Below are 7,539 nucleotides of genomic sequence, written 5' to 3'. Positions count from 1 at the left end.
GAACAGGGGGCTCAACCCGCATATCCGCGATGTGGCGCGGCGCGTGGCGCTGGAAGGCTTCGTGGCGCTGGCGCCGGATTTTCTGTCGCCGCTCGGCGGCACGCCGACCGACGAAGACAAGGCGCGCGACATGTTCGGCAAGCTCGATCCGGCGCAGACCATCGCTGACGGTGTTGCGACCGTCGCTTTCCTCAAGAGCGACAAGGACGGCAACGGCAAGGTCGGCGCTATCGGCTTCTGCTGGGGCGGTGGCACGGTCAACATGCTGGCCGTCAACGCGCCCGATCTCAGTGCCGGCGTTGCCTATTACGGCATGCAGCCGAAGGCCGCCGATATATCCAAGATCAAGGCGGCCTTGCTGCTGCACTATGGCGGACTCGACGAGCGCATCAATGCCGGCATCGACGCCTTCAAGAAGGAACTCGACGCGGCGCATGTCGACTACACGGTCTATGTTTATGAAGGCGCCAACCACGCCTTCAACAACGACACGTCGGCGGCGCGCTACGACAAGAAGGCGGCTGACCTCGCCTGGGGCAGAACGATCGCCTTCCTTCGGGAAAAACTGAAATGACTTCAGCTGTCATGCCGCCGGCGCCCAGGCGGTTTCGAAGGCCGGCGACAGGGTGAAGCCGGCCGGCCGCGCCGAAACGGGGGGCGGGCGGCGCACGCCTTCCTGCAGGTACCGCAACGCCGACGTCAGCCCGTTCATCGTGTAAGGCTTGGCTATGACGCCGATCGCGCCGGCGAAATGATCGGGGATGCGCTTCGGATTGGCGGTCATGAACACCACCGTCGAACTCTTCCTTTCGCCTATGTACTTGGCCACGTCGATGCCGGACGGCCCGTCACTCAGATGGATGTCGACGAAGGCGATATCGGCTTCGGTCGCATCCGCCATGGCCATGGCTTCCGCCGAAGAGGTCGCCCAGCCGACGACGCTGTGGCCGGCGTCCTCGACAAGGCTCTCCAGCTCCATTGCCAGCAGCGCTTCGTCCTCGATGATCAGGACCTTGAGCGGCTCAATCATGACACATTCCCTTTTTCCTGAGGTTCGTTCGGGATCGAGATAACGACCTTCGTGCCGGGGCCGGTGTCGCGCCATTCGATCTCGGCATGCAACTGGCGGGCGAGCGATTTGATCAGCCGCATGCCGAACGAGGCATCGCCGTTGGCGTCGGCCATGCCGACGCCGTCGTCCGACACCTCGATATTCAAGTGGCCGTCGGGCTGGCTCATTTTGATGCCCAGGCGGCCGGCCGACATTCCGTCGGGCTTGGACTTGAAGGCATGCTTCAGAGCATTGGTGACGAGTTCGTTGACCATCAGAGCGACGGGCGTTGCCTTTTCCGCGGAAATGACGATCGGTTCCAGGTCGAGAGCCGGACTGATCTCAGAGCGCCCCGACGCCGTCAGCAGGTCTGTCACCAGATCCTTGGCGAAATCCGCCACATCGAACTTGCTGACGTCCTTCGACTGATAAAGCCGCCGATGCACCGTGCTCAGGGCTTCGATGCGCTCCAGCATGGTGGTCAACGAACGCCTGATCGCTTCGTCCCGTATGGTCCGCCGCTGCATAATGATGAGGGAAGAGATCATCTGCAGGTTGTTTTTCACCCGGTGATCCACCTCATGCAGCAAGGTGGTCTGCGCCTCGAGGGCGGCTTCCAGTTCCGCGGTGCGTTCCTTCACCGCCTTTTCGAAGCGGTCCTTGTCCGCGTTAATGCGACTCTCCGATTGTTTGCGATCCGAGACGTCGAGCTGCGATGCGAAAAAGAACTGCAAATCGCCTTTGTCGTTCGAAACGGGGCTGATGTAGAGCGCGTTCCAGAAGGTCGAGCCGTCCTTGCGGTAGTTCAGGATATCGACGCTGACATCGGTTTCATCCTCGATCGCCGCGCGTATCTGTTCGACAGCGGCCTTGTCGGTCTTCGGTCCCTGCAGGAAGCGGCAGTTCCTGCCCAGAACCTCATGACGCTCATATCCGGTCAGTCGCAGGAAAGCGTCATTGGCGAACACGATAGGATTGTCCTGCTGTCGGGGATCGGTAATGATCATCGACATGCGGGTGGCGCGGATAGCCGCCGCGAACGGATCGCCCTTGCCGTGCTCGACATGCAGATCGTCCGTCATGTGCCAGGCGTCGGCAGGCTCCCTGGTCCGTTTCCATTCCATTCTGTCACTCCAAGCCATTTTCGCGGGTGACAACGGATCAGACGCCGATTTGGTTCAATCTTGAGCCTTCCTGTCGCAGTTCGTACCGAGAATCAGGCCTCCGGAGTTAGCCGGCCGATGCCGGCTTGTGGAAGGCGACGCCGGCGACCACCAGCGCAATGCCGAGGCAATCGATAAAACTCGGAATCTGGCGCAGCACGACGACGCCGATCAGCGTCGCGGTGACCGGCAGCAGCGACAGCATCAGCGCGAAGCTCGCGCGTGGCAGCCGCGACATGGCGAGCTGGTCGCAGATGTAAGGAATGACCGACGAGCAGATGCCGACGCCGATGGCGGCGAGCAGCAGCGGCAGTGAGAAAAAGGCCGGCAGCGCATCGGTGAAGCCGATCGGCAGCACGACGATGAAGGCGATCGCCATGGCAGCACCCAGGCCGGCGATGCCGCTGCCGGCGCCTGAAGCGGCGACGCGATGGCCGAGTACGATGTAACCGACAAACAGCGCCCCGTTGAGGATGGCCCAGAACAGCCCGATGGGATCGTCGGACCATCTGACATCGATGAGCAGCAAGGTGCCGGCGACGGCGATGGCAAGGGCGGCGAGATTGCGCGTGCTCCTGAGGCCGATCGCCGCGACGCCGATGATGCCGACGAATTCGATCGCCGCCACCAGCGAGATCGGCAGTCGGTCGAGCGCCAGGTAGAACGAACAGTTCATCACCGCCAGACAGGCGCCGAAGGCCAGCAACAGCAGCCGCGTCGTGCGATCGGCGCGTGCGAAGCTTCGCCATGGACGGGTCAGGGGTGCGAAGATGAGTGCTGCCGTGGCGATGCGCAGCCACGCCATGCCGAGCACGCCGACATGCGGGAAAAGCAGCACGGCGAAGGCCGGCCCGAGATAGTGGAAGACGGCGCTGACGCCGAACCAGACATGCGGCGGCAGTTTTTCCGTTAGCTTGCCCAGGGTGAAGTTGCCCGGGGCAGGGGTCGCCGCGAGAGCTTGCGTTTGATCATCCATCGGATCAGTATCGCAGGCAGATTTGCCTATTTATATAGATGATGATTAGCTATTTCGGCTATCTTTCTCCCGGAATAAAGGAGTTTTCCATGAAGCGCCTTCGAACTGAAAGCGCCGATCTCGATGCCGCCGACATGAAGATCCTGCGCCTGCTGGAAAAGGACGCGCGCACCAGCACGGCGGAGCTGGCACGCTCGGTGGGCCTGTCGGCACCGAGTGTGGCTGAGCGCATCAAGCGGCTGCAGGAAAGCGGCGTCATCGAGGCCTATTCGGTCAGGATCAACCCGACGGCACTCGGCCTGCCGCTGTCGGCATGGCTGCGCATCCGGCCAGTGCCGGGGCAGTTGGCCGTCGTGGCCGAGATCATCCGCGAACTGCCGGAGATCGTGCAATGCGACCGCGTAACCGGAGAGGATTGTTTCATCGCGCTGGCGCATGTCGGGTCGGTGGTCGACCTCGAGCGGGTGATCGACCGCATCATTCCCTACGCGATGACCAACACGGCTATCATCCAGTCCTCGCCGGTGGTGGCGCGTTCGGCCCTGGCGGCGTTGAGGCGCCAGGCTTGACCTGCGGGGATTGTTCCGTTCGAGGACCTTATGCGTGGCCGCGCTTCATGCGCGCCTGTTTCAGGATGGCGCGCCAGCGGATCATGTCGAACGGAATCGGCTCGTTGTTGTTGGCGATGTGGAAGATCTCATTGTTGACGTTCTTGAGCGAGCGCCAGAAATCGTAGTCGGTGATGCGCGGATCGGCAGCCAACCTGTCCACCTCGACCTTGATGTCGGTTTTCATGCACTTTCCTCGAACCGGCGCCGCGCCGCCCGTGTCGCTACCTCGATGCAGATCGTTTTCGACCGGCCCGCTGAGTCGCGCAACGGCTCAAATGGCTTGTTCCCGTTAAAACCTTGGTAAGGTTAACGAGGGCGCCGCATCGCTTCAAGCGCCGCCGCCGGTCGACGGCAAGGTTCTGCGATTTTAGATCGCCGGTGTGGCTTTGAAGCCGGAAACGAGACGTGTCGGCATCGCCCTATTTGCGTTTGATGCCGATCGAGCGGCCGGCCCGTTCCGGCATCGGCAGGGCCGAATGGGCGGCGCGTATGTCTTCGACCCTGGCCAGCACATCGGCGGGGAAGGGCGCCACCTTCGGCCCGGACATGTCGACATGCAGCGACAGCGATTCGGAAGTCGCGGCCAGCCAGCCGTCGACATGGCGGATTTCCTGATAGGCCCGCAGCCGCTTATCGTCATGGTCGATGAGCTGGAAAGAGACCGTGACCTTGTGCTCGAGATGCAGTTCCTGCACGTAGCAGACATGGACTTCGGCGGTGTAGATGGTGAGGCGGCGATCCCTAGCATAGTTCGGTCCCATGCCCATTGCCTCGAAGGCGTCGTCCGAGCAGCGGTCGAACAGCACGTTGTAATAGGCCATGTTGAGATGGCCGTTGTAGTCGATCCAGTCCTTCTCGATGTCCATGGGTTTCGAGACGAAGGGAGTGGGGATGGGCATCGAAACTTCCTTGTTCTGGTGCTGGACAGAGCGTGGCTCCGGAGACTCTATTTGTTCTGACGCAATTTCGGACGGAAAACCGCTTCACACTTTTCCTGGAATTGCTTTACGCATCCATAGACGCATAACAAGCATGGACGCTGGTCCATTCGCGGAGGAATTCATGGCTCTGAGTGACCTCAACCCGGTCGAACGCAACGAGGAAGGCATCGCCGCGGTGCTCGGCATCCTCAAGCAGCAGCTCGGCGAGCGATTCCAGACCGGCCAGGCGATCCGCTCGCAGCATGCACATACCACCACCTACATTCCGACGCAGGCACCGGATGGCGTTGCGTTCCCCGAGACGACGGCCGAGGTGCAGGAGATCGTGCGCGCCTGTGCGGCGCACCGCGTGCCGGTGATCGCCTTCGGCGTCGGCTCCTCGCTGGAGGGTCACACCAACGCACCGGGCGGCGGCATATCGGTCGACACATCGCGCATGAACCGTATCCTGGCGGTCAATCCGCAGGATCTCGACTGCACGGTCGAACCCGGCGTCACCCGTGAGGATTTGAACCGGCATCTGCGCGACACCGGCCTGTTCTTTCCGATCGATCCCGGCGCCAATGCCTCGCTGGGCGGCATGGCCGCAACGCGGGCCTCCGGCACCAACGCGGTGCGCTACGGAACGATGCGCGAGAACGTGCTGTCGCTGACCGCCGTCATGGCCGACGGCGAAATGGTGACGACCGGCAAGCGGGCGAAAAAGAGCTCGGCCGGCTATGATCTGACGCGGCTGCTGGTCGGCTCGGAAGGCACGCTCGGCATCATCACGTCGCTGACCTTGAAGCTGCAGGGCATCCCGCAGGCGATCTCCGGCGGCGTCTGCCCGTTTCCGAGCGTCGAGGCGGCCTGCAACGCGGTTATCGCGACGATCCAGATGGGCATTCCGGTGGCGCGCATCGAACTGGTCAACGCGCTGCAGATGCGGGCGATGAAGAACTATTCGAAGCTCGATTATCCCGAAAGCCCGTGCCTGTTCGTCGAGTTTCATGGTAGCGATGCCGGCGTTGCCGAACAGGCCGAAACCTTCGGCATGATCGCGGAGGAAAATGGCGGCGGGCCGTTCCTGTGGACCAGCGTCGCCGAGGAGCGCACCAAACTGTGGAAGGCGAGGCACGACGCCTACTGGTCGTCGCTGACCCTGCGGCCCGGCGCCAAGGGGCTGTCGACCGATGTCTGCGTGCCGATCTCGCGCTTTGCCGAATGCGTCATGGAAACCGAGGCCGATATCGCCGAGATGGGCCTGATCGCGCCGATCGTCGGCCATGCCGGCGACGGCAATTTCCACGTGCTGGTGCTGATGGATGTGAACGATCCCAAGGAGATCGCGCTGTCGGAAAAGTTCGTCGCGCGGCTCAACATGCGAGCCATCGCCATGGACGGCACCTGCACCGGCGAGCACGGCATCGGCCAGGGCAAGATCGGCTTCCTGCGCCACGAGCTCGGCCACGGCGTCGACATCATGCGCACCATCAAGCAGGCGCTCGATCCGCTTGATATCATGAACCCGGGCAAGATCTTGCCGGGAAACTAACCGATTTTCCGACGCAAGGTTCGTAGGCGGCCAGTCTTGACCGCGCCACCATTCGGGCCGAGGCTTGGCCGGTAGCAGGGCCTGAAGCCAACAGGCGTGCCAGCGGAGGAGGATGCCATGGCGATTTCACGCAAGGAAGAAGCGCGCGCGCTGAGTGCCGACGAACACGATCTGGTGGAGAAGTCTCACCATCCGGCGGTGCAGGAGCTCTCCGACGCCGATCTTGCCGGCCTGGTCAAGCTGTTGCGGGAGCGGCGCGACAAGGCGCAGACCGAAGCACACCGCCGCCGGCGTGAGATCCGGGGCAAGGGCGCGGCGAAGGGCGCTACGCCTTCGAAGGCTGATGGCGGGTCGCAGCTCAAGCTTGCGGTGCTGGCCATGGCCATGCGGCGCCTGAATGGCGAGGCCGAGCGGCGCCGGCAACTGGCCGCCAGCGTTTCGCTGATCGAGAATGCGCGCAAGGCATTGGTGATGAAGCAAGGGGCGGCATCGGACGGCCCCGCCTTCAACTCGCGCACCGCGCGCAGGGGTATGCGGCCGGTGGCGAACCAGAGGGCGCCGGATCTGGTCCGGCCAATGGAACTCGGCCGGCAGCGCAGGGCGGCCAAGGTGGCACAGGCAAAGCGCGACGCACGCTGAATTCGCGGTGATCGCGGGCTGAAATCGTTGAGGACGCCTGCCTACCGTGCGGCAGGCTTCGCCTGTCCGCCCTCGACAAGCGTCTGCAGCATGGGGCGGGTTGGCGCGAAGAATGTCGTGCCGGTGTGCGGTGTGGAGAAATCGAGCAGGCGGTCGTAGGCGCCCGGCGGCTCGCCGATATACATGCGCTGCAGCATTTTTTCGGTGACCCAAAGATATCTGGAATAGCCGATGAAGTAGGTGCCGAACTCGTTCTGCCCCGGCCTGCCGAACGGCATGTTGTCGCGCAAAATATCGTACTCGTTGCCGGCGGCATCCTCGATGGTGGCCAGCGACTTGTGCGATTTGCGCGGCGCATCGTCATCGTCGATTTCGATGTTGTCGATCTTGGTGCGGCCGATGATCGCTTCCTGCTCGGGCGTCGGAATGCGCGCCCAGGCCTGCATGTCGTGGAGATATTTCTGGACGACGACATAGCTGCCGCCGGCGAAGTCGGCGTCTTCATCGCCGATGAGCGCAGAGGCGGGCAAGTCGAGGCCGGTCGGGTTGGCGGTCCCGTCGACGAAGCCGAGCAGGTCGCGCGCATCGAAATAGCGAAAGCCGGAAACCTCATCGATGACGCTT

General features: G+C 62.9%; 10 protein-coding genes. 4 read left to right on the top strand and 6 right to left on the bottom strand.

Translation table 11 applies throughout. The features are described 5' to 3' along the window. On the top strand, window positions 1–574 hold a 574-nt coding region (locus EN932_RS24070; protein ID WP_164890594.1), incomplete at its 5' end, for a dienelactone hydrolase family protein. Window positions 575–583: 9 nt separating this feature from the next. On the opposite strand, the gene EN932_RS24065 is transcribed toward EN932_RS24070, so the two are convergent. The 3 genes from EN932_RS24065 to EN932_RS24055 all read right to left on the bottom strand — a co-directional run bounded on the left by EN932_RS24065 (window position 584) and on the right by EN932_RS24055 (window position 3,190). Beyond that, entirely contained in the window at window positions 584–1,030 is a 447-nt protein-coding gene (locus EN932_RS24065; RefSeq protein WP_013531002.1) for a response regulator, read from the bottom strand. Then, window positions 1,027–2,175, bottom strand: coding sequence for a histidine kinase dimerization/phosphoacceptor domain -containing protein (locus EN932_RS24060; RefSeq protein ID WP_024501432.1), 1,149 nt, complete (start codon window positions 2,173–2,175; stop codon window positions 1,027–1,029). The genes EN932_RS24065 and EN932_RS24060 overlap by 4 nt, the downstream gene beginning before the upstream one ends. Window positions 2,176–2,281: 106 nt before the next feature. Further along, window positions 2,282–3,190 carry a DMT family transporter gene (locus EN932_RS24055; RefSeq protein WP_024501431.1) on the bottom strand — a complete coding sequence of 303 codons (909 nt, stop codon included), beginning with the start codon at window positions 3,188–3,190 and terminating at the stop codon, window positions 2,282–2,284. An 89-nt stretch (window positions 3,191–3,279) separates the two neighbouring features. Here EN932_RS24055 and EN932_RS24050 point away from each other — a divergent pair, with 89 nt between their 5' ends. Beyond that, window positions 3,280–3,759 (top strand): Lrp/AsnC family transcriptional regulator, encoded by a 480-nt coding sequence (locus EN932_RS24050; protein ID WP_013531005.1) that lies wholly within the window; start codon window positions 3,280–3,282, stop codon window positions 3,757–3,759. A 28-nt stretch (window positions 3,760–3,787) separates the two neighbouring features. Here the strand turns inward: EN932_RS24050 and EN932_RS24045 are convergent, their stop codons facing one another. Further along, window positions 3,788–3,985, bottom strand: coding sequence for a hypothetical protein (locus EN932_RS24045; protein WP_013531006.1), 198 nt, complete (start codon window positions 3,983–3,985; stop codon window positions 3,788–3,790). Window positions 3,986–4,220: 235 nt separating this feature from the next. Next, window positions 4,221–4,700, bottom strand: a complete 480-nt coding sequence (locus tag EN932_RS24040; protein ID WP_127368751.1) for a thioesterase family protein — start codon at window positions 4,698–4,700, stop codon at window positions 4,221–4,223. Window positions 4,701–4,863: 163 nt separating this feature from the next. On the opposite strand from EN932_RS24040, the gene EN932_RS24035 reads away from it, so the two are divergent. Then, window positions 4,864–6,276, top strand: a complete 1,413-nt coding sequence (locus EN932_RS24035; RefSeq protein ID WP_127368752.1) for an FAD-linked oxidase C-terminal domain-containing protein — start codon at window positions 4,864–4,866, stop codon at window positions 6,274–6,276. A gap of 117 nt (window positions 6,277–6,393) precedes the next feature. Next, window positions 6,394–6,915 (top strand): hypothetical protein, encoded by a 522-nt coding sequence (locus tag EN932_RS24030; protein ID WP_013531009.1) that lies wholly within the window; start codon window positions 6,394–6,396, stop codon window positions 6,913–6,915. A gap of 41 nt (window positions 6,916–6,956) precedes the next feature. On the opposite strand, the gene EN932_RS24025 is transcribed toward EN932_RS24030, so the two are convergent. After that, on the bottom strand, window positions 6,957–7,539 hold a 583-nt coding region (locus tag EN932_RS24025), incomplete at its 5' end, for a Dyp-type peroxidase (protein ID WP_128369115.1).

Origin of the sequence: Mesorhizobium sp. M7A.F.Ca.US.002.01.1.1 (assembly GCF_004022955.1) — a bacterium.
GTDB classification, from domain to species: Bacteria; Pseudomonadota; Alphaproteobacteria; order Rhizobiales; family Rhizobiaceae; genus Mesorhizobium; species Mesorhizobium ciceri.
The sequence above is the reverse complement of the archived record's forward strand: the minus strand, read 5'-3'. Positions and strand labels throughout refer to the sequence as shown.

Bases quoted from the DNA above. Each gene is read 5' to 3' on its own strand.
- EN932_RS24045 (WP_013531006.1), bottom strand. From the start codon at position 3,985: ATGAAAACCGACATCAAGGTCGAGGTGGACAGGTTGGCTGCCGATCCG.
- EN932_RS24035 (WP_127368752.1), top strand. From the start codon at position 4,864: ATGGCTCTGAGTGACCTCAACCCGGTCGAACGCAACGAGGAAGGCATC.
- EN932_RS24030 (WP_013531009.1), top strand. From the start codon at position 6,394: ATGGCGATTTCACGCAAGGAAGAAGCGCGCGCGCTGAGTGCCGACGAA.
- EN932_RS24050 (WP_013531005.1), top strand. From the start codon at position 3,280: ATGAAGCGCCTTCGAACTGAAAGCGCCGATCTCGATGCCGCCGACATG.
- EN932_RS24065 (WP_013531002.1), bottom strand. From the start codon at position 1,030: ATGATTGAGCCGCTCAAGGTCCTGATCATCGAGGACGAAGCGCTGCTG.
- EN932_RS24040 (WP_127368751.1), bottom strand. From the start codon at position 4,700: ATGCCCATCCCCACTCCCTTCGTCTCGAAACCCATGGACATCGAGAAG.
- EN932_RS24060 (WP_024501432.1), bottom strand. From the start codon at position 2,175: ATGGAATGGAAACGGACCAGGGAGCCTGCCGACGCCTGGCACATGACG.
- EN932_RS24055 (WP_024501431.1), bottom strand. From the start codon at position 3,190: ATGGATGATCAAACGCAAGCTCTCGCGGCGACCCCTGCCCCGGGCAAC.